Annotated in this window: 18 protein-coding genes; 15 read left to right on the top strand and 3 right to left on the bottom strand. The window is 67.9% G+C overall.

Annotation, left to right across the window (positions count from 1 at the left end):
* Nucleotide 1 precedes the first annotated feature (1 nt).
* From AAG895_RS08630 to AAG895_RS08610, 5 genes are all read left to right on the top strand, one after another.
* On the top strand, nucleotides 2–1,111 hold the full coding sequence (locus AAG895_RS08630) for an ABC transporter ATP-binding protein (protein WP_345795087.1): 1,110 nt from the start codon (nucleotides 2–4) through the stop codon (nucleotides 1,109–1,111).
* On the top strand, nucleotides 1,108–1,815 hold the full coding sequence (aat, locus tag AAG895_RS08625; RefSeq protein ID WP_345795086.1) for a leucyl/phenylalanyl-tRNA--protein transferase: 708 nt from the start codon (nucleotides 1,108–1,110) through the stop codon (nucleotides 1,813–1,815). The genes AAG895_RS08630 and aat overlap by 4 nt, the downstream gene beginning before the upstream one ends.
* A 28-nt stretch (nucleotides 1,816–1,843) precedes the next feature.
* The gene (locus AAG895_RS08620) at nucleotides 1,844–2,563 is read left to right on the top strand and encodes an arginyltransferase (protein WP_345795085.1); all 720 of its coding nucleotides are present in this window, start codon (nucleotides 1,844–1,846) and stop codon (nucleotides 2,561–2,563) included.
* A 58-nt stretch (nucleotides 2,564–2,621) separates the two neighbouring features.
* Nucleotides 2,622–3,626: a quinone-dependent dihydroorotate dehydrogenase gene (locus tag AAG895_RS08615; RefSeq protein WP_345795262.1), complete on the top strand. Its 1,005-nt coding sequence runs from the start codon at nucleotides 2,622–2,624 to the stop codon at nucleotides 3,624–3,626.
* Nucleotides 3,627–3,726: 100 nt separating this feature from the next.
* On the top strand, nucleotides 3,727–4,815 hold the full coding sequence (locus tag AAG895_RS08610) for a BMP family ABC transporter substrate-binding protein (protein ID WP_345795084.1): 1,089 nt from the start codon (nucleotides 3,727–3,729) through the stop codon (nucleotides 4,813–4,815).
* Between the two features lie 108 nt (nucleotides 4,816–4,923).
* Here the strand turns inward: AAG895_RS08610 and AAG895_RS08605 are convergent, their stop codons facing one another.
* The 3 genes from AAG895_RS08605 to AAG895_RS08595 form a co-directional block, all read right to left on the bottom strand.
* A complete protein-coding gene (locus AAG895_RS08605) occupies nucleotides 4,924–6,408 on the bottom strand; it encodes a methyl-accepting chemotaxis protein (protein WP_345795083.1) in 1,485 nt (494 codons plus the stop codon).
* 15 nt (nucleotides 6,409–6,423) lie between these two features.
* Nucleotides 6,424–6,951, bottom strand: coding sequence for a PAS domain-containing protein (locus tag AAG895_RS08600; RefSeq protein WP_345795082.1), 528 nt, complete (start codon nucleotides 6,949–6,951; stop codon nucleotides 6,424–6,426).
* A 137-nt stretch (nucleotides 6,952–7,088) separates the two neighbouring features.
* A complete protein-coding gene (locus AAG895_RS08595; protein WP_345795081.1) occupies nucleotides 7,089–7,871 on the bottom strand; it encodes an N-acetylmuramoyl-L-alanine amidase in 783 nt (260 codons plus the stop codon).
* A gap of 230 nt (nucleotides 7,872–8,101) precedes the next feature.
* On the opposite strand from AAG895_RS08595, the gene AAG895_RS08590 reads away from it, so the two are divergent.
* The 10 genes from AAG895_RS08590 to AAG895_RS08545 all read left to right on the top strand — a co-directional run bounded on the left by AAG895_RS08590 (nucleotide 8,102) and on the right by AAG895_RS08545 (nucleotide 17,112).
* Complete coding sequence (locus tag AAG895_RS08590; protein WP_345795080.1) at nucleotides 8,102–8,527, top strand: cytochrome c; 426 nt, start codon at nucleotides 8,102–8,104, stop codon at nucleotides 8,525–8,527.
* Nucleotides 8,528–8,559: 32 nt separating this feature from the next.
* On the top strand, nucleotides 8,560–9,939 hold the full coding sequence (locus AAG895_RS08585) for a cbb3-type cytochrome c oxidase subunit I (protein ID WP_345795079.1): 1,380 nt from the start codon (nucleotides 8,560–8,562) through the stop codon (nucleotides 9,937–9,939).
* 178 nt (nucleotides 9,940–10,117) lie between these two features.
* Nucleotides 10,118–11,212: a glyceraldehyde 3-phosphate dehydrogenase NAD-binding domain-containing protein gene (locus AAG895_RS08580; RefSeq protein ID WP_345795078.1), complete on the top strand. Its 1,095-nt coding sequence runs from the start codon at nucleotides 10,118–10,120 to the stop codon at nucleotides 11,210–11,212.
* A 45-nt stretch (nucleotides 11,213–11,257) separates the two neighbouring features.
* On the top strand, nucleotides 11,258–11,866 hold the full coding sequence (locus tag AAG895_RS08575; RefSeq protein WP_345795077.1) for a cytochrome c oxidase subunit 3 family protein: 609 nt from the start codon (nucleotides 11,258–11,260) through the stop codon (nucleotides 11,864–11,866).
* Nucleotides 11,867–11,876: 10 nt separating this feature from the next.
* Nucleotides 11,877–12,158 carry a cytochrome C oxidase subunit IV family protein gene (locus tag AAG895_RS08570; RefSeq protein ID WP_345795076.1) on the top strand — a complete coding sequence of 94 codons (282 nt, stop codon included), beginning with the start codon at nucleotides 11,877–11,879 and terminating at the stop codon, nucleotides 12,156–12,158.
* A complete protein-coding gene (locus AAG895_RS08565; RefSeq protein WP_345795075.1) occupies nucleotides 12,155–12,955 on the top strand; it encodes a CbbQ/NirQ/NorQ/GpvN family protein in 801 nt (266 codons plus the stop codon). Before AAG895_RS08570 ends, AAG895_RS08565 begins: the two co-directional genes overlap by 4 nt.
* A 21-nt stretch (nucleotides 12,956–12,976) precedes the next feature.
* Nucleotides 12,977–13,384 (top strand): hypothetical protein, encoded by a 408-nt coding sequence (locus AAG895_RS08560; RefSeq protein WP_345795074.1) that lies wholly within the window; start codon nucleotides 12,977–12,979, stop codon nucleotides 13,382–13,384.
* Nucleotides 13,385–13,398: 14 nt separating this feature from the next.
* The gene (locus AAG895_RS08555) at nucleotides 13,399–14,421 is read left to right on the top strand and encodes a 4Fe-4S binding protein (RefSeq protein WP_345795073.1); all 1,023 of its coding nucleotides are present in this window, start codon (nucleotides 13,399–13,401) and stop codon (nucleotides 14,419–14,421) included.
* Nucleotides 14,422–14,423: 2 nt separating this feature from the next.
* Nucleotides 14,424–16,349 carry a VWA domain-containing protein gene (locus AAG895_RS08550; RefSeq protein WP_345795072.1) on the top strand — a complete coding sequence of 642 codons (1,926 nt, stop codon included), beginning with the start codon at nucleotides 14,424–14,426 and terminating at the stop codon, nucleotides 16,347–16,349.
* 4 nt (nucleotides 16,350–16,353) lie between these two features.
* Nucleotides 16,354–17,112: a Crp/Fnr family transcriptional regulator gene (locus AAG895_RS08545; protein WP_345795071.1), complete on the top strand. Its 759-nt coding sequence runs from the start codon at nucleotides 16,354–16,356 to the stop codon at nucleotides 17,110–17,112.
* Nucleotides 17,113–17,134: the final 22 nt, after the last annotated feature.

The following is a 17,134-nucleotide window of genomic DNA, read 5'->3' as shown; positions in this document are numbered from 1 at the left end:
GATGTCCCACCTGAACCTCAACCGGATCGACCTCGCTTTCGGCGACCACGTCGTGGTGCGCCAGCTCTCGCTCAGCCTGGAAAAGGGCCGCATCGGCTGCCTGCTCGGCCCCTCGGGCTGCGGCAAGACCACCGTGCTGCGCTGCATTGCCGGCTTCGAGCGCCTGGCCGCCGGCGAGATCCACCTCGACGGCGTGCTGGTGAGCACCCCGGGCAGCACCGTCCCCCCCGAGCGCCGCCGGATCGGAATGGTATTCCAGGACTACGCCCTGTTTCCCCATCTGTCGGTCGCGGACAACATCGCCTTCGGGCTGCGCGGCGAGGATGCGGCGGCGCGGCGCGCGCGCGTGCAGGAGCTCCTCCATCTGGTGGGCCTTGCCGACCAGGGCAGCAAGTTTCCCCACGAGATGTCGGGCGGGCAGCAGCAGCGCGTGGCACTGGCGCGCGCGCTCGCGCCGCGCCCGAGCCTGCTGCTGCTCGACGAGCCCTTCTCGAACCTCGACGTCGAACTGCGCGAGCGCCTGTCCTACGAGGTGCGCGACATCATCAAGGCCACCAACACGACCGCGATCCTCGTCACCCACGACCAGCACGAGGCGTTCGCGGTGGCCGACGAGATCGGCATCATGAACGAGGGCCGCATCCAGCAGTGGGACACGCCCTACAACCTCTACCACCGTCCGGCCAACCGCTTCGTCGCCGACTTCATCGGCCAGGGCGTGTTCCTGCGCGGAAAGGTCCTCAACGACCACCAGGTGCAGATCGAACTCGGCGTACTCGACAGCAACGTGCCGCTGGTGTGCTGCGCGGATTGCGCCGGCTGCGTGCAGGGCAGCCCGCTCGATGTGCTGCTGCGTCCGGACGACATCGTGCACGACGACGCCAGCCCGCTGCGTGCCGAGGTCGTGCACAAGGCCTTTCGCGGTGCGGACATCCTGTACACCCTGCGCCTCGCCGGTGGCGCGAAGGTGCTGTCGCTGGTCCCGAGCCACCACAACCACGCCATCGGCGAGCAGATTGGTATCCGCCTCGACGTCGATCACGTCGTCACGTTTTCGGACGACGACGCGCTGCCCACCGCTTCGCACCACGGCCTGACCACCGCGGCATGATCCCCTGGCTGGGCAAGGAGCCGGTGTTTCCGCCAGACGCCCGCGCGCTGGCCGAGCCCAACGGACTGCTTGCCGCCGGCGGTGCGCTGACGCCCGACTGGCTGCTCGCCGCCTACCGCCGCGGCATCTTCCCGTGGTTCAGCGAGGGCGAACCGATTCTGTGGTGGACACCCGACCCGCGGCTGGTTCTGCTCCCCGATCAGCTTCGCGTCAGCCACTCGCTGCGCAAGGTGCTGCGCAGGCAACGCTTCGAGGTGCGCATCGACACCGCCTTCGCCGCAGTGATGCGGGCCTGCGCCGCACCGCGTGCCCCCGGGCTCGGGACCTGGATCACGCCCGCGATGCAGGCGGCCTATCTGCGCATGCACGAACTGGGTTACGCCCACAGTGTCGAATGCTGGCGTGAGGGGCGGCTGGTGGGCGGCCTGTACGGCATGGCGCTGGGTCGCGTGTTCTTTGGCGAGTCGATGTTCTCGCGCGAGACGGACGCGTCCAAGGTGGCGCTAGCCCATCTGTCACGACTGCTGTCGGCGCGAGGCTATGTCATGATCGACTGCCAGATGACCACCGCCCACCTGCAATCGATGGGAGGGCGCGAGATGCCGCGGGTGCAGTTCGTCGACGCCCTTGCGCGGGCGACGGTCGAGGGCCCCGACCCACAGCGCTGGCCCGCACAGGCCACACGGGACTTCACCTGGCCTTGAGTTCAACCCCTGGCGGCGATGCGACGCAATGCAAAAGGATTACCCCTACGCCCTGATCCAGTTCTACGCGACCGCGCCCTACGCGTGCTCCTACCTGCCCGCGCGCAACGCGCGATCGCAGGTCGCCACTCCCGGCCACCTGATCGACCCGCAGGTTTACAGCGAGCTGGTGCGGCGGGGTTTTCGCCGCAGCGGCGTATTCACCTACCGCCCGTATTGCGATCACTGCCGCGCCTGCGTGCCGGTTCGCATCCCGGTGGAGCGCTTCGTGCCCGATCGCAGCCAGCGCCGCGCATGGACGCGTCACCGTGAGCTGGTCGCAGTGGAGCGTCCGCTCGATTTCTTCGAAGAGCACTATCAGCTTTATCAGCGCTACCAGGCCGCGCGCCACTCGGGGGGCGGCATGGACCTCGACAACCGCGAGCAGTACAGCCACTTCCTGCTGCAGAGCCATGTCGACACCCGGCTGGTGGAGTTCCGCGAAGGCGCCCAGCTGCGCATGGTGAGCGTGATCGACCGCCTCTCCGACGGGCTCTCCAGCGTGTATACCTTCTACGACCCCGACCAGCCGCGGGCTGCGTTCGGCACCTACGGCATCCTGTGGCAGATCGAGGCTTGCCGACGGCTCGACCTCGCCCATGTCTATCTCGGCTACTGGATCGCCGAAAGTCCGAAGATGTCCTACAAGGCCCGCTTCCGCCCGCTCGAGGCCCTCGTCGATGGGGACTGGCGCCCGATGGCGGAGTGAGCGCTCGCCGCTGATCTGCGCCCTCCCGCAGCGAACGGTGAATCGCTACAATCCGCCGATGCTCTACGAACTCATCCGCCCCCTGCTGTTTTCGCTCGACCCCGAGAACGCCCACGACCTCACCCTCCAGGGCCTGCACTATGCCGGCAAGCTCCTGCCCGCCGGCGAGCCCGAGCCTGCGACGCCGGTCGAGGTCATGGGCCTGCGCTTCCCCAACCGCATCGGCCTCGCCGCCGGGCTGGACAAGAACGGCGAGGCCATCGACGGACTCGCCCGCCTCGGCTTCGGCTTCATCGAGATCGGCACCATCACCCCGCGCGCGCAGCCGGGCAACCCGCGTCCGCGCATGTTCCGCCTGCCCGAGGTGCGCGGCATCATCAATCGCATGGGCTTCAACAACCACGGCGTGGATGCGCTGCTCGCCCATGTGCGCGCCGCAAGATATCGCGGCATCCTCGGCATCAACATCGGCAAGAACTTCGACACGCCGATCGAACGTGCCGCCGACGACTACCTCGCCTGCCTCGACAAGGTCTATGCGCTGGCGAGCTACGTGACGGTGAATATTTCTTCTCCGAACACCAAGAACCTGCGCCAGCTCCAGGGCGAATCCGAGCTCGACGAGCTGCTCGGCCGGCTCAAGCTCGCGCAGACCCGGCTCGCCGACACCCATGGTCGCTACGTGCCGCTCACGCTCAAGATCGCCCCCGACCTCGACGACGCTCAGGTCACCAATATCGCCGATGCGCTACGGCGCCATCGCATCGACGGCGTGATCGCCACCAACACCACGATCGCGCGCGACAAGGTGCAGGGAATCCGCCACGGCAACGAGCAGGGCGGGCTCTCGGGCGCCCCGGTGTTCGAGGCCTCGACCGCCGTGGTCCGCCGCCTCGCCGACGCACTCGCGGGCGAGTTGCCGATCATTGCCGCGGGCGGCGTGCTCGAGGGCGCACAGGCACGCGCCAAGCTCGACGCGGGCGCGGCGCTCGTGCAGCTCTACAGCGGGCTCATCTACCGCGGGCCGAAGCTCGTCCGCGAATGCGTGCGCGCCACCGCCTGAACCCGTCCCGCGCGCACCGGCCGCCGCCGTACCGCCCCGGCCGGCGCGTCGCTACAATCCCAGCCCAACGACCTTCCCGACCGCCCCAGGAGACCATCCGATGATTCAACGCCGACAGTTCGTGCTCTCCGCCGCCGCGCTTGCCGTGGCGGCCTCCCTGCCTCTGGCTGCCGCCGCCGAGTCGCCTGCCAAGGTCGGTTTCGTCTACGTCAGCCCGATCGGCGACGCCGGCTGGACCTTCCAGCACGACCAAGGTCGACGCGAAATGGAGAAGGCGCTCGGCGACAAGGTCGAGACGCGCTACGTGGAGAGCGTTGCGGAAGGCGCGGACGCCGAACGCGTGATCCGCGAGTTCGCCGCCAGCGGCAGCAAGATCGTGTTCGCCACCAGCTTCGGCTACATGAACTACGTCGAGCGCGTCGCCCGCCAGTTCCCCAAGGTCACCTTCCTGCACGCCACCGGCTACAAGTCGGCGAAGAACTTCGCGCCCTACAACGCGCGCTTCTACGAGGGCCGCTACATCAACGGCGTCATCGCCGGCAAGATGACCAAGTCGAACGTGCTCGGCTACGTCGGCGCCTTCCCGATTCCCGAGGTGCTGCAGGGCATCAACGCGTTCACGATGGGTGCGCGCAGCGTGAACCCGAACGTCGAGGTCCGCGTGATCTGGGCCAACAGCTGGTACGACCCGGGCAAGGAGCGCGAGGCCGCGATGACGCTGATCTCGCAAGGCGCCGACATGCTGACCCACCACACCGACTCGACCGCGACCGTGCAGGCTGCAGAGGAAAAGGGCGTGCATGCCTTCGCCTACCACTCCGACATGTCGAAGTACGGCCCCAAGGCCCAGCTCACCGCCACCACCCACCACTGGGGCGAGTTCTACACCCGCACGATCAATGCCGTGCTCGACGGCAGCTGGAAGCCCGAAAGCGTCTGGGGTGGCATGAAGGACGGCATGATCAAGCTGGCACCATTCAACCCGGTGATTCCGGCAGACGTGCAGGCCCTGGCGCGCGACTTCGAGGCCAGGATCACGGCAGGCAGCTTCCACCCCTTCACCGGCCCGGTGATCGATCAGGCCGGCACCGAACGCCTTGCCGCCGGGGCCGTCATGGACGACGCCACGCTCGGCAAGATGGACTACTTCGTGCAGGGCGTGTCGTCCCGCCTGCCCAACACCAAGTAAGCGCCCTCGCGCGCCCGCCAATGCCGACGGCCCCTGCACGCAGGGGCCGTCGTCCTCATCTGAGCGCAAGCGCGTCCGCGCGCGTCGCCCGGGCGCCTGCAGCCGGCGTCAGCGTGCGTGCTTCTCCCGCACCATGCGGTCCAGCAACTGCATGAGCTCGGCGCTCGCCTGCTCGGCGCGCTCGAGCGCGGCGACCACCGTCTCGCGCACCGCCTCCTCGTTTCCGCTGCTGCCGCGAATGGCCGCCAGCGCCTCGTGCACCGCGCCGTGCACGGTGGCGTGCGGTCGATCGGTGAGCGTGAAGGCCTGGGTCCTGCCGAAATAGCGCTCGCCCTCGCCGCCATGGCGCCACTGCCCGAAGCGGCAACTGGCGGTGTCTGCGCCGACCTCCTGCGCCTCGCCGCCTTCGCCGCGCTGCTCGAGCGCGACATAGGCGTTCTGCATGTAGATGATGTGATCCATCTTCGCCCGCGACGCCTGCGACAGGTCCTGCGCGCGCGACAGTTGCTCGATGGTGGCCGCGGCGGACTGCGCGACCGCGGCGAACTGCTCGCGAAAGGCTCCGACCTCGCCGCTGACGTGGGCACTGCGCTCCCCGACGCGCGCGGTCTGCGCCACCATGGCCTCGACACGGGTGCGGAAGCCGCTGACGAGCTGGCCGATCTCGAGCGTGGCCGCCTTCGTGCGCTCCGCGAGCTTGCGCACCTCGTCGGCCACCACCGCGAAACCCCGTCCAACCTCACCGGCGCGTGCGGCCTCGATCGCCGCGTTGAGCGCGAGCAGGTTGGTCTGGTCGGTGATGTCGGAGATGATCAGCACCGCGCGGTCGATCGACGTGCTCGCCTCGCCGAGCGCCCCTGCCGCGCCCGCCATGCTCTGCATGTCGGCATTGATGCCCTCGAGCGCCTCGCCGATCCGCAACACCTCCTCCCGGCTGCGCCCGGCGCCGTCGCGGTTGTGTTCGGCGATGGCGAGCACCGCATCCATCTCGCGCGAGACGGCGAGCAGATCGTCCTGGTTGCCCTTGAGGTTGCCGAGCAGGTTGGCGGTGTTGAGCGCGTGCAGCTGCGAACCGAGGCGGTTGCGCACCACGTAACGTGCGTTCTCCTCCATGTTCAGGATCGCCTGGTTGACCGCGCCCAGGGACGAAGCGAACTCGCCGGGAAGCCCCTTGTCGAGGGCATGGCGATGAAACTCGCCACGGGCGACGGCGGCGAAGCAGGTGTTGATCTCCTTGAAATAGGTCTCGACCGTATCGAGCAGTTCGTTGAGCTCCCACGCCACCTTGCCGACCTCGCCCAGGCCGCGGGTATTGGTGATGCGCTGGTGAAGGTCGCCACGCCGGCAGGAGAGGATCACCTTCTCCATCTGGGCAAGCGTTCGCAGCGGACGGTCGAAGCAGCGCCACGCGTAGGCGCTGAACGCGACCGCCAGCAGCGGGATCACCGCACCCGGCGCAGAGAAGCCGAACTGAGCGAACTGCCAGCCCGCGAGCCCCACCACCAGAGCCACGAAGACCAGGCAGAAGATGCGGAACTGCTTGTCGAGGAAGGGCGTGCCGCTGCTCACGGGCCGGTTTGCAGGCTGATTCATCGTGCAGTCTCCTTGTCAGCCCGCATACAGACCGAGCACGAAGCGTTCGTAGGAGGTCTGGCGCTCGGCCAGGGTCTGCCGCAGCCACGCGAGCGAAGCCTCGGGCGCGCTCGCCGGCCCCGCCTTCTGCTCGACCCGCGTCATCTGCGCGTACAGCTCGTTCGCGGCGCTCACCGCGGCCGCCGACACGGCGCGCCGCACCGAGAAGTAGCCGCTGAGCTCGCCCCGGGCGTCGTGGTCCGGCGTCACGTTGGCGAATACCCAGTAGAAGTCGCCGTCGGAGCTCATGTTCTTGATCACGCCAAAGAATTCGCGCTCGGCCTTGAGCGTCTCCCACATCAGCCGGAACACACCGCGCGGCGTGTCCGGGTGACGCACGATGTTGTGCTGCTGGCCGAGCAAGGCGTGCTCGGGGTAGTTCGAAATGCGCATGAAGGTCCGGTTCACGTAGGTGAGCCGGCCGGTGGCGTCGGTCTTGCTGACGATCATGTCATCGTCGGCGAGCCGGATCTCGCGGTTCGTCGGTGTGATCCTTGGTTTCACTTCCTGTGGTCCTCGCTGCTGGCGGCATCGCCCCCTGACGGGGGCGCCCCTGCCCCCACGCGTCCTTGTAACGGCACCCGGCTGGAAAACTTCAGCCCGCCCCGCACGCGCGATTCATCCGCCGCACGCCCCGGCGATCAGGGCGTCGACCGATCGGCCGTGTCCTCGTCGTCCGCCGGCTTTCCGTTGCGCAGGCAGGCGGCAAGGGCGGTGGCGATGCCATCGGCCATGCGTGCCTGGCGTGCCGGATCGCGCAGCAGCAGTTCCTCGTCGCGGTTCTTGATCACGCCCGCCTCGAACAGCACCGCCGGCATGCGTGCGTGGCGCAGCACCGCGAGACCGTCGTAGTAATGCACCGCGTGGACAGGATCGGCGTAGGCGCGCCGACGTCCGTTTTTGTGCGTCGGCTCGAAGCCCATGCGTTGCAGCCGGGCGCCGATCGCGCGCGCGCACAGGATGCTGCGCGCGGTGTCGGGATTGTCGCGCGACACGAAGAGCGAATGCCCCGCGAAATCGTCGTTGTAGTCGCGAAGCCTCCCCGCCCAGGTCCACGGGCGAAGCTCGTGGGCATTGACCGAATCGTGATGAATGGAGAGCAGAAAGCCCGCCCCGGCCGCAGCCTGCGGTCGCGCCCTCAGGCTTTCGATGCGGCCGTCGGCGTTGATGAGCCCGACCTCGAACCCCCGGCTGCGCAAGCCCTCGACGACACGGACCGCCAGCTCGCGGTTGAACTCGAACTCGCTGCGCCCACGCGCACTGATCGCGCCCGGCGCCTCGAGCGTGTGCCCCACGTCCACGGCAATCGACGGCGCCGTCGCCGCGCCCGCGAGCCCGCTGTCGAAGCCGGCAACCAGGCCGAGGGCGAGCCCGGCGAGAACGGCCGTGGCGAACGGGGGCCGGACTGAGGGAAATGCAGACATGGCGGGATGCTAACCCAAGGCGGATCCTCCAGGCCCCCGCCAGGGCCCACGGGCGCATCCGACCGCGCACGGCCCGACTCTTTCGTCTTGATTCAAATCATGGTGACACCTCCGGGCGACCGGGAGAATCCAGCCACCATCGGCACAACCGTGGATAGCTGCACCCCCTGAACCACCCGGGCAACCTGGCACCTTTTCAACAAAACGAGACAAGCGATGAGGAGTACTCCATGAGCGGTATCTTCACAAAATCAATGGCACGGAACATCTTCTACGGGGGAACGGTGTTCTTCTTCCTCCTGTTCCTGGCGCTCACCTTCGACACCGAACGCGAACTCCCGAATCGCGACAACCGGCAAAACCTCACCCCCGAAGTCGCGGCCGGCAAGCACATCTGGGAAACACGCAACTGTCTGGGCTGCCACACCCTGCTGGGCGAGGGCGCCTACTTCGCGCCGGAACTCGGCAACGTCTACACCCGTCGCGGCCCTGAGTTCATCAAGGCCTGGATGCAGGCGCAACCCACCGGTGCCCCGGGTCGTCGTCAGATGCCCCAGTTCGACCTGACCGATGAAGAGCTCGACCACCTCGTGGCCTTCTTCAAGTACACGGCCGGCATCAACACCGCCAACTGGCCGCCCAACATCGAAGGTTGACCGGAAACCTGGAGACCACAAGGGGAATTTTCATGCAATACAAATCACAAGCGGTCGCCATGCCCTACTTCATCGCGGCGATCGGGCTATTCGTGGGGCAAATCATCTTCGGTCTGATCATGGGCCTGCAGTACGTGGTCGGCGATTTCCTCTTCCCGGAGATCCCCTTCAACGTGGCCCGCATGGTGCATACCAACCTGCTGATCGTGTGGCTGCTGTTCGGCTTCATGGGGGCGGCGTACTACCTCGTGCCCGAGGAGACCGAGACCGAGCTGTTCAGCCCCAAGCTGGCGCTGCTGCTGTTCTGGGTCTTCCTCGTCGCCGGCGCGGCCACCATCCTCGGCTACCTGCTCGTGCCCTACAGCACGCTGGCGTCGATGACCGGCAACGACATCCTCGCCACCATGGGACGGGAGTTCCTCGAGCAGCCGCTGCTGACCAAGATCGGCATCGTGATCGTGGCCCTCGCCTTCCTGTTCAACATCACGATGACCGTGCTGAAGGGTCGCAAGACCGTGATCAGCATCGTGCTGCTGATGGGTCTGTGGGGCCTGGCGATCTTCTTCCTGTTCTCCTTCTACAACCCGGTCAACCTCGTCCGCGACAAGTTCTACTGGTGGTGGGTGGTGCACCTTTGGGTGGAAGGCGTGTGGGAACTGATCATGGCCGCGCTGCTCGCCTTCGTGCTGATCAAGGTCACCGGCGTCGACCGTGAAGTGATCGAGAAGTGGCTGTACGTCATCATCACCCTGGCTCTGGTCACCGGCATCATCGGCACCGGCCACCACTACTTCTGGATCGGCACGCCCGAATACTGGCAGTGGTGGGGCTCGATCTTCTCCGCCCTGGAGCCGATCCCGTTCTTCGCCATGACCGTGTTCGCCTTCAACATGGTGAACCGCCGCCGTCGCGAGCACCCGAACAAGGCTGCCGTGCTGTGGGCGCTGGGTACCGGCGTGATGGCCTTCCTGGGCGCTGGCGTGTGGGGCTTCCTGCACACCCTGGCTCCGGTGAACTACTACACCCACGGTTCGCAGATCACCGCGGCGCACGGCCACATGGCCTTCTACGGCGCCTACGTGATGGTGGTGCTGACGATCATCAGCTACGCCATGCCGATCCTGCGCGGCCGCGCCGCCAACGACACCAAGGCTCAGGTCGTCGAGATGTGGGCGTTCTGGCTGATGACGATCTCGATGGTCTTCATCACGCTGTTCCTCACCGCCGCGGGCATCCTGCAGGTCTGGCTGCAGCGCGTCTCGGACACCCCGATGTCCTTCATGGCCACCCAGGATCAGCTCACGCTGTTCTACTGGATGCGTGAATGGGCGGGCGTCGTGTTCTTCATCGGCCTGCTGACCTACCTCGCAAGCTTCTTCATCAAGGGCAGCGCGAAGGGCGTCAAGGCCTGATTCCAGCAGGTGTTTGGGTAGCAACTCCTGGGCGATCCAGGGGAAGGGGTTGGGGCGGCGAAGGCCGCCCCTTTTTTTTGTTTGCCGCATCACGAAGGGCGCACGGTCGCGCAGCCGCTAGAATGTGCGGCTGCCGTGGCCTGCCACGCCCCCACCCTTCGCCCGCTCCGAGTACGCCGTGCCCTCGTTAGACGCTCCGTCCAAGCCTGTCCCCGCCCCCCCCGCGTTTCGCATCGCGATCAATGGCTACGGCCGCATCGGCCGCTGTTACCTGCGCGCCCTGCATGAGGCGGGATTGAGCGCGCACTTCCGCGTGGTCGCCATCAACGAGCCCGCCGACCTCGCCAGCATCGCCTATCTGACCCGGTTCGACTCCACCCACGGTCGCTTTCCCGGCAGTGTGGACTGCACCGAGGACGCCCTCATCATCGACGACCAGACGATCGCGGTGTCGCACGCGCACACGCCCGAGGAAGTGGATTGGGCCGCGCTAGCGATCGACCTGGTGGTGGAGTGCTCGGGCCAGTACGGCAGCAGGGGCGAACTCGCACGTTTCATCCGCTCAGGCTGCCCGCGCCTGCTGCTCTCGCACCCTGGCAACGGCGCCGACGATGTCGATGCCACGGTCGTGTTCGGCATCAACCACGCGCAGCTCGCCGGCCGCGAGGGTCTGGTCTCGAACGCCTCGTGCACCACCAATGCGGTCGTGCCGGTTCTCGACCTCCTGCACCGGGAGATCGGCATCGAGCAGGCCCTGCTCACCACGCTGCACTCGGCGATGAACGACCAGCCGCTGATCGACGGCTATCACCACACCGACCTGCGCCGCACGCGTTCGGCGATGCAGTCGATCATCCCGGTGTCTACCGGGCTCGCGCGCGGGGTCGAGCGCCTGCTTCCGGCGCTCGCCGGGCGGGTCAAGGCGAAGGCGATCCGTGTGCCGACCCACAACGTCTCGGCGATCGACATGGTGCTCACGCTCTCCCGGGACATCGAGCCGGGCGCGCTCAACCGCCTCCTGCGCAACGCGGCGCACGAGCGTTACCGCGGCCTGATCGCCTACTCGGACGAAGCCCACGCCTCGATCGACTTCAACCACGATCCGCACTCGGCGATCGTCGATGGGGGCCAGACCCAGCACATCGGCCCGCGCATGGTCAATCTGCTGGTCTGGTTCGACAACGAATGGGGCTTCGCCAACCGCATGGTCGATGTGACCCGGCACTGGCTCGGGATCACCACCCGCGGGTCGGATGCGACCGGGTCCAATTAACCACGATCAAGTTAAAACCGTGCGCGCTTGCCTAGACTGCCGCGCATGGAAACGAGCACTGCCCCCCTGCCCGCACGCACGGCGCCCGCGCCCCTGGAGGGCCCACGGCTCGCCGGCGACCTGGCGATCTGGTTCTTCATCCTCGCCGAGCTTCTCGCCTTCGGCGTGTTCTTCGCCGCCTACGCGTTCACCCGCACCAACCACATCGAGCTGTTCAATGCCGAGCAGGCGGCGCTGAACCGCAACGCCGGCGCGCTCAACACCGTGCTGCTGCTCACCGCCAGCTATTTCGTCGTGCGCGCCGTGCAGGCCGCCGAGCGCGAGTCCGCCCGCCAGTGCGCCAACTGGCTGCTCGGCGCCATCCTCACCGGCTTCGGCTTCATCGTGGTCAAGCTCGGCGAATACGCCGCCGCCTTCGAGCACAACATCAGCCTGTCGAGCAGCCCGTTCCACATGTTCTACCTGTCGCTGACCTTCTTCCACTTCATGCACGTGATCCTCGGCCTGGTGATCCTGGTCGCGATGTGGAACGGCGCGCGCCAGGGCCGCTACCGCCCGGGCGACATGAACGGCCTCGAGACCGGCGCCGCCTACTGGCACATGGTCGATCTGGTGTGGCTGATCCTGTTCCCGCTGGTCTATGTCATCCACTGAGGATCCCGCCATGAGCGCCAACGTGCACGGCACGCCCAGAAGCTCCACGATCCTGTGGGCCACCCTCATCCTCGCCACCCTGCTCACCTGGAGCATGGGCGCGCTCGGCGAGACCGGGCGCTGGGGCGTGGCCGCGCTCGCCGTCATTTCCTTCTGGAAGGGCGCGGTGATCATCCTCGATTTCATGGCGCTGCGTCATGCGCCGCTGCTGTGGCGCGCCATCACCATGGGCTGGATGATCGTCGTCTGGGCAGTCATCGCCATCGCATACATCAAGGGACTCGCACAATGAAGCCGGACACCCCCAATCTCGACATCCCGTTCTACCAGCCCGCCGGCGACGAGGTCGCGGTCTTCGAGCACGCCTGGAAGAACCGCCTGCCCCTGCTCATCAAGGGTCCCACCGGCTGCGGCAAGACGCGCTTCGTCGCCCACATGGCGGCCCGCCTCGGCCTGCCGCTGTACACGGTGGCCTGCCACGACGACCTCACCGCAGCCGACCTCGTCGGCCGCCACCTGATCGGCGACGGCAAGACGGTGTGGTGCGACGGCCCGCTCACGCGCGCCGTGCGCGAAGGCGGCATCTGCTATCTGGACGAGGTGGTCGAGGCACGCAAGGACACCACGGTGGTGCTGCACCCGCTCGCCGACGATCGTCGCATCCTGCCGATCGACCGCACCGGCGAACTGCTCGCGGCGCCGCCCAGCTTCATGCTCGTGGTGTCCTACAACCCGGGCTACCAGAACCTCCTGAAGGGCATGAAGCCCTCCACCCGCCAGCGCTTCGTCAGCGTGCGCTTCGACTTCCCCCGCCCCGAGCAGGAGGAAGCGGTGCTGATCGGCGAGACCGCGTGCCCGCCCGACCTCGCCCGCCGCCTGGTCGCGATCGCCGGCGCGTTGCGCGCGCTCAAGGACCGCGACCTCGAGGAGGCGGCCAGCACGCGCCTGCTGGTCTATGCCGCCCTGCTGATCAAGGACGGCATGGATCCGCTGGCCGCCTGCCGGGTGGGCGTGGTCGAGAGCCTCACCGACGACCCCGAGGTCGCCGAAGGCCTGATGGAGGTCGTCGCGGCGACCTTCGGCCGCTGACGCCGCAACCGGACCCTCCTCATGGACATCAACCGCCCCGACCCGCTCAAGCACGTCATGCCCGGGCCGCGCCTCGCCGTCGTGGCCGAGGCGTTGTTCCTGATCAACCTCATGCTGCTGCCGGGTCTCGCCTTTCTCGTGCTGATGGGCGTGTGGGCGATGAACCGCGACCATCCCGATCCGCTGGTGCGCAACCACCTGCGTCAGACCGGCTGGACCTGCATCTGGGGCGGCCTGCTGCTCGTCGTCATCAGCGTTGCCATCTTCCTGCTCGGCGGGTTCGACAATCCCTGGACCTGGGTGATCGGCGTCCTGTACTTCACCTTCGTCCATTCGAGCCTGATCCTGCTCGGGGTGATGGGCCTGTCGCGCGCCATCAACGGCCGCAGCTGGCGCTTCCCGATCTTCGGTCCGCGCGAGCAGGACTGAGTCGCGACCGGATCATGTCTTCAGCGTCCTCGAGCCCCGCCCGCCGCCGCATCATCCCGATCGCACCGGCGGCGGCCGGCGTCGCGCCCACCCGGCCCCAACGCTCGCAGCGGCTGCGCACGGCGATGCAGGTCGGCTTCTTCGTGCTGTTCATCCTCGCCCCCGTCTTCGATCTGTTCCGCTACGACCTCGATGCCGACCACGCCTGGCTGCTCGGAATGGAGTGGCGGCTGGGTCTCGACCCCTTCCTCGCTGGCGAGGCGAGCGCGCTCGAGGCCGCCGGGAGCATCCTCCTCAACCTGTTCCTTCCGTTGCTCGTGCTCGCTGGCGTGGTCCTCGGCGTGGCCTGGCGCTGGGGGCGGCTGTATTGCGGCTGGCTGTGCCCGCATTTCTCCGTGGTGGAGACCATCAACCGCCTGATGGCGCGTGCCTCGGGCAAGCCGACGGTGTGGGAGCACCACCGCCTCCCGGCGTGGAAACCCGATGGCAGCCGCGCCCGGGTGGATGCGCGCTGGTGGGGCGTCGTCGTGCCGGCGGCGGTCGCCTTCGCGTTCCTGTGGGCGGTGGTGCTGCTCACCTATCTGCTGCCGCCGGCCGAGGTCTACGGCAACCTGTTCCGCGGCGAGCTCACCCGCAACCAGTTCACCTTCATCACCGCCGCGACGGTGGTGCTGAGCCTGGAGTTCCTGTTCGCGCGCCACCTGTTCTGCCGCTTCGTGTGCGCGGTCGGCCTGTTCCAGAGCCTGTCCTGGATGGCGAACAGAAACGCCATGGTCGTCGGCTTCAAGCGCGACCGGGCGAGCGACTGCGCCAGCTGCCTCCCGGAGCGCCAGTCGGCCTGCGACGCGGTGTGTCCGATGCGCCTTCGACCGCGCAACATCAAGCGCCACATGTTCACCTGCACCCAGTGCCGGCAATGCATCGACGCCTGCGCACAGACCCAGTCCGGCAACCCGGGCGGCCCGCTGCTGAGCTGGGTCGCCGACGAGGCGGCACGTCAGAACGAAGCCGGCTTCCGCGCGCTCAAGGATCACTGACCATGGAAGAACACGTTGGCCTGCTCTGGCACCGCCTGATCACCCGCGCCGCGGGCGGGCATTTCCCGAAGGCGGCGGTCCGGCTCAAGGAGGTCGAGAAGGTCGCCGGCGTCTTCTTCCGCGCCCTCGGCGGCGATCCGGGGCTGCGCGTGGCTGCGGCGACCGCCGATGCCCATGGCGCCCGCCGCAGCCTGCTGCAGCGTATCGCCGGCGCCGACGAGCGCATCGCCCGCGGTCGCATGGACGTCGCCACGCTGCGCCTGCCGCCCGAGATCGACGCCCTGCCCGAGCCCGGCCTCAACCGCGATCTCTACCTTTGGCTCGCAGCGCTCGCCGCCGGCCATGCCGCGGGCGATGCGGACGCCGATGCCGCCACCAACGCTGCGCTTGCGCCCCTGCCGATCGACGCCCTCGACGCCGCCGCCACCCGCGAGCTGCGCGAGAACCAGCGCGCCACGCTGCGCGCACTGCAGCGCTGGCCCGGCATCGAGACGCGCTACCGCCGCCTGGTTGAGGCCGTGATTGCCCAGCGGCCGAGGCTCGACAAGCTTCAGCCTGCGGAGGCTGCACGCGAACGGCTGTTGCGCCAGGCCTTGCATGCTCCGGGCAGCGTCGGCGGTCTCCCACCGCTTCCGCCCAAGGCCAAGCCCACCCAGCCCGTGCTGCTGTGGCTGAGCGATTTCCGTGGCGCCCGGCACGGCGGATTCACCGGCATGGGCAGCGGCGCCGAGGCTGCCGAGGCCGGCAACAGCAAGCCCGGCCGGGACAGCAGCCAGCAGGCCCACCGCGTCGAGCGCCAGGAGAACGCGCCCGAGAAGCACGGGATGATCATCCCCTTTCGCGCCGAGAGCCTGCTGTCGGTAGCTGAGTTCATCAAGGTCAAGCGCAGCACGGACGACGACCCCGACGACAACGCCGCGGATGCGGCGGCAAATCTGGAGCAGCTCGCCATCACCCGTGACGGCGAGCGCGTCGCCTCCAAGGTGCGCTTCGACCTCGACCTGCCCTCGGCGGCCGAGGACGACGTCGTCCTCGGCGAGGGCATCCCGCTGCCGGAATGGGACTACCGCAAGAGCCTGCTGCGCGAGGATCACGTCCGCCTGCTCGAGCTCACTCCGGCCGCCCACGACCCGCGTGCCGCACCCTGCCCGCTGCCCGAGCACCTGCGCCGCACCGCGCGCAAGCTGCACCGCCAGTTCGCCGCGCTGACCCCGGGGCGGCGCTGGCTCAAGGCACAGACCGATGGCAGCGAACTCGACGTCGATGCAGTCGTGCGCGCCGCCACCGACCGCGCAATCGGCCATCACCCTTCCGACCAGCTCTACCTGTCGCTGGAAAAGCGCGAGCGCGACCTCGCCTGCCTGGCGCTCGCCGACCTCTCGCTGTCCACCGACACCTGGATCTCGTCCGAGGCGCGCGTCATCGACGTCATCCGCGACTCGCTGCTGCTGTTCGGCGAGGCGCTGCTGGCCACCGGCGACCGCTTCGCGCTATGCGGCTTCTCCTCGGTCAAGCGCAGCAACGTGCGCTTCCACCGTCTCAAGGACTTCGACCAGCGCTTCGACGACCGCGCGCGCGGACGCATCATGGCGATCAAGCCGGGCTACTACACCCGGCTGGGCGCTGCGATCCGCCACGCCACCCAGGTGCTCGAGAAGGAATCCGCCGCGCGCCGCATCCTGCTCATCCTGTCCGACGGCAAGCCGAACGACCTCGACCTCTACGACGGCCGCTACGGCATCGAGGACACCCGGGTCGCCGTGGTCGAGGCGCGCAACCGCGGCGTCGTGCCCTTCTGCGTCACGATCGACCGCGAGGGCGCCAGCTACCTGCCCCATCTGTTCGGCCCCGCCGGGTTCGCCGTGATCCGCCAGCCCGATGAACTCCCCGCCCGCCTGCCCATGTTCTATGCCCAACTCACGCGTTGAAGCCATGAACCACTGCGTTCCGCTGTGCCGCGAGTCGTTTCAGACCGTCGCGCCATCCGACCCCCCCACCCCCGAGCTCGAGCGCCTGTGCCGGCTCCTCGGCCAGGCGGCGCTGTTCAATGGCCTCGCCTGCACCGAGATCGCGCGCTTTGCGCGCGGCGTGCGCGAACTCAAGGTGGTCAAGGGCGACATCCTCTTCCACCGCGGCGACCCCTGCACCGGCTTCCACCTCATCCTCAGCGGCCAGGTCAAGCTCGCCTTCACCTCGGCCGACGGCAACGAGAAGGTGGTCGACATCCTCTACCCGGGCAAGAGCTTCGGCGAGGCCGTGATGTTCATGGAGAAGCCCTACGTGGTGATGGCGCAGGCCCTGAGCGACGCCACCCTGCTGCACATCGGCAAGCAGGTGTTCTTCGAGGAGATGGCAGGCGACCCGCTGTTCTGCCGCAAGATCATCGCCGGCCTCGCCCAACGCCTTCACCACCTGATGGCAGACGTCGAAAGCTACTCGCTGCGCTCCGGACGCGAGCGGGTGATCGGCTACCTGCTGCGCGAGGAGGAGCGCGACGGCGAAGGCGTGGCCGAAGGCCAGGTGTCGATCCGCTTGCCCACCAGCAAGGGCACGATCGCCTCCCGCCTCAACCTCACCCAGGAACACTTCTCGCGCATCCTGCACGAGCTGACCAATTCGGGTCTGATCCAGGTCGAGGGCCGCACCATTCACATCCCGGACATCGGCAAGCTGCGCAAGAGCCTGGGCTGATCCGGCGCACGCATCCCGTGCG

The sequence above is a fragment of the Thauera sp. JM12B12 genome, assembly GCF_039614725.1.
Lineage (GTDB): Bacteria > Pseudomonadota > Gammaproteobacteria > Burkholderiales > Rhodocyclaceae > Thauera.
The sequence above is the reverse complement of the archived record's forward strand: the minus strand, read 5'-3'. Positions and strand labels throughout refer to the sequence as shown.

Bases quoted from the DNA above. Each gene is read 5' to 3' on its own strand.
- AAG895_RS08630 (WP_345795087.1), top strand. From the start codon at position 2: ATGTCCCACCTGAACCTCAACCGGATCGACCTCGCTTTCGGCGACCAC.
- aat (WP_345795086.1), top strand. From the start codon at position 1,108: ATGATCCCCTGGCTGGGCAAGGAGCCGGTGTTTCCGCCAGACGCCCGC.
- AAG895_RS08620 (WP_345795085.1), top strand. From the start codon at position 1,844: ATGCAAAAGGATTACCCCTACGCCCTGATCCAGTTCTACGCGACCGCG.
- AAG895_RS08615 (WP_345795262.1), top strand. From the start codon at position 2,622: ATGCTCTACGAACTCATCCGCCCCCTGCTGTTTTCGCTCGACCCCGAG.
- AAG895_RS08610 (WP_345795084.1), top strand. From the start codon at position 3,727: ATGATTCAACGCCGACAGTTCGTGCTCTCCGCCGCCGCGCTTGCCGTG.
- AAG895_RS08605 (WP_345795083.1), bottom strand. From the start codon at position 6,408: ATGAATCAGCCTGCAAACCGGCCCGTGAGCAGCGGCACGCCCTTCCTC.
- AAG895_RS08595 (WP_345795081.1), bottom strand. From the start codon at position 7,871: ATGTCTGCATTTCCCTCAGTCCGGCCCCCGTTCGCCACGGCCGTTCTC.
- AAG895_RS08590 (WP_345795080.1), top strand. From the start codon at position 8,102: ATGAGCGGTATCTTCACAAAATCAATGGCACGGAACATCTTCTACGGG.
- AAG895_RS08585 (WP_345795079.1), top strand. From the start codon at position 8,560: ATGCAATACAAATCACAAGCGGTCGCCATGCCCTACTTCATCGCGGCG.
- AAG895_RS08575 (WP_345795077.1), top strand. From the start codon at position 11,258: ATGGAAACGAGCACTGCCCCCCTGCCCGCACGCACGGCGCCCGCGCCC.
- AAG895_RS08570 (WP_345795076.1), top strand. From the start codon at position 11,877: ATGAGCGCCAACGTGCACGGCACGCCCAGAAGCTCCACGATCCTGTGG.
- AAG895_RS08565 (WP_345795075.1), top strand. From the start codon at position 12,155: ATGAAGCCGGACACCCCCAATCTCGACATCCCGTTCTACCAGCCCGCC.
- AAG895_RS08560 (WP_345795074.1), top strand. From the start codon at position 12,977: ATGGACATCAACCGCCCCGACCCGCTCAAGCACGTCATGCCCGGGCCG.
- AAG895_RS08555 (WP_345795073.1), top strand. From the start codon at position 13,399: ATGTCTTCAGCGTCCTCGAGCCCCGCCCGCCGCCGCATCATCCCGATC.
- AAG895_RS08550 (WP_345795072.1), top strand. From the start codon at position 14,424: ATGGAAGAACACGTTGGCCTGCTCTGGCACCGCCTGATCACCCGCGCC.
- AAG895_RS08545 (WP_345795071.1), top strand. From the start codon at position 16,354: ATGAACCACTGCGTTCCGCTGTGCCGCGAGTCGTTTCAGACCGTCGCG.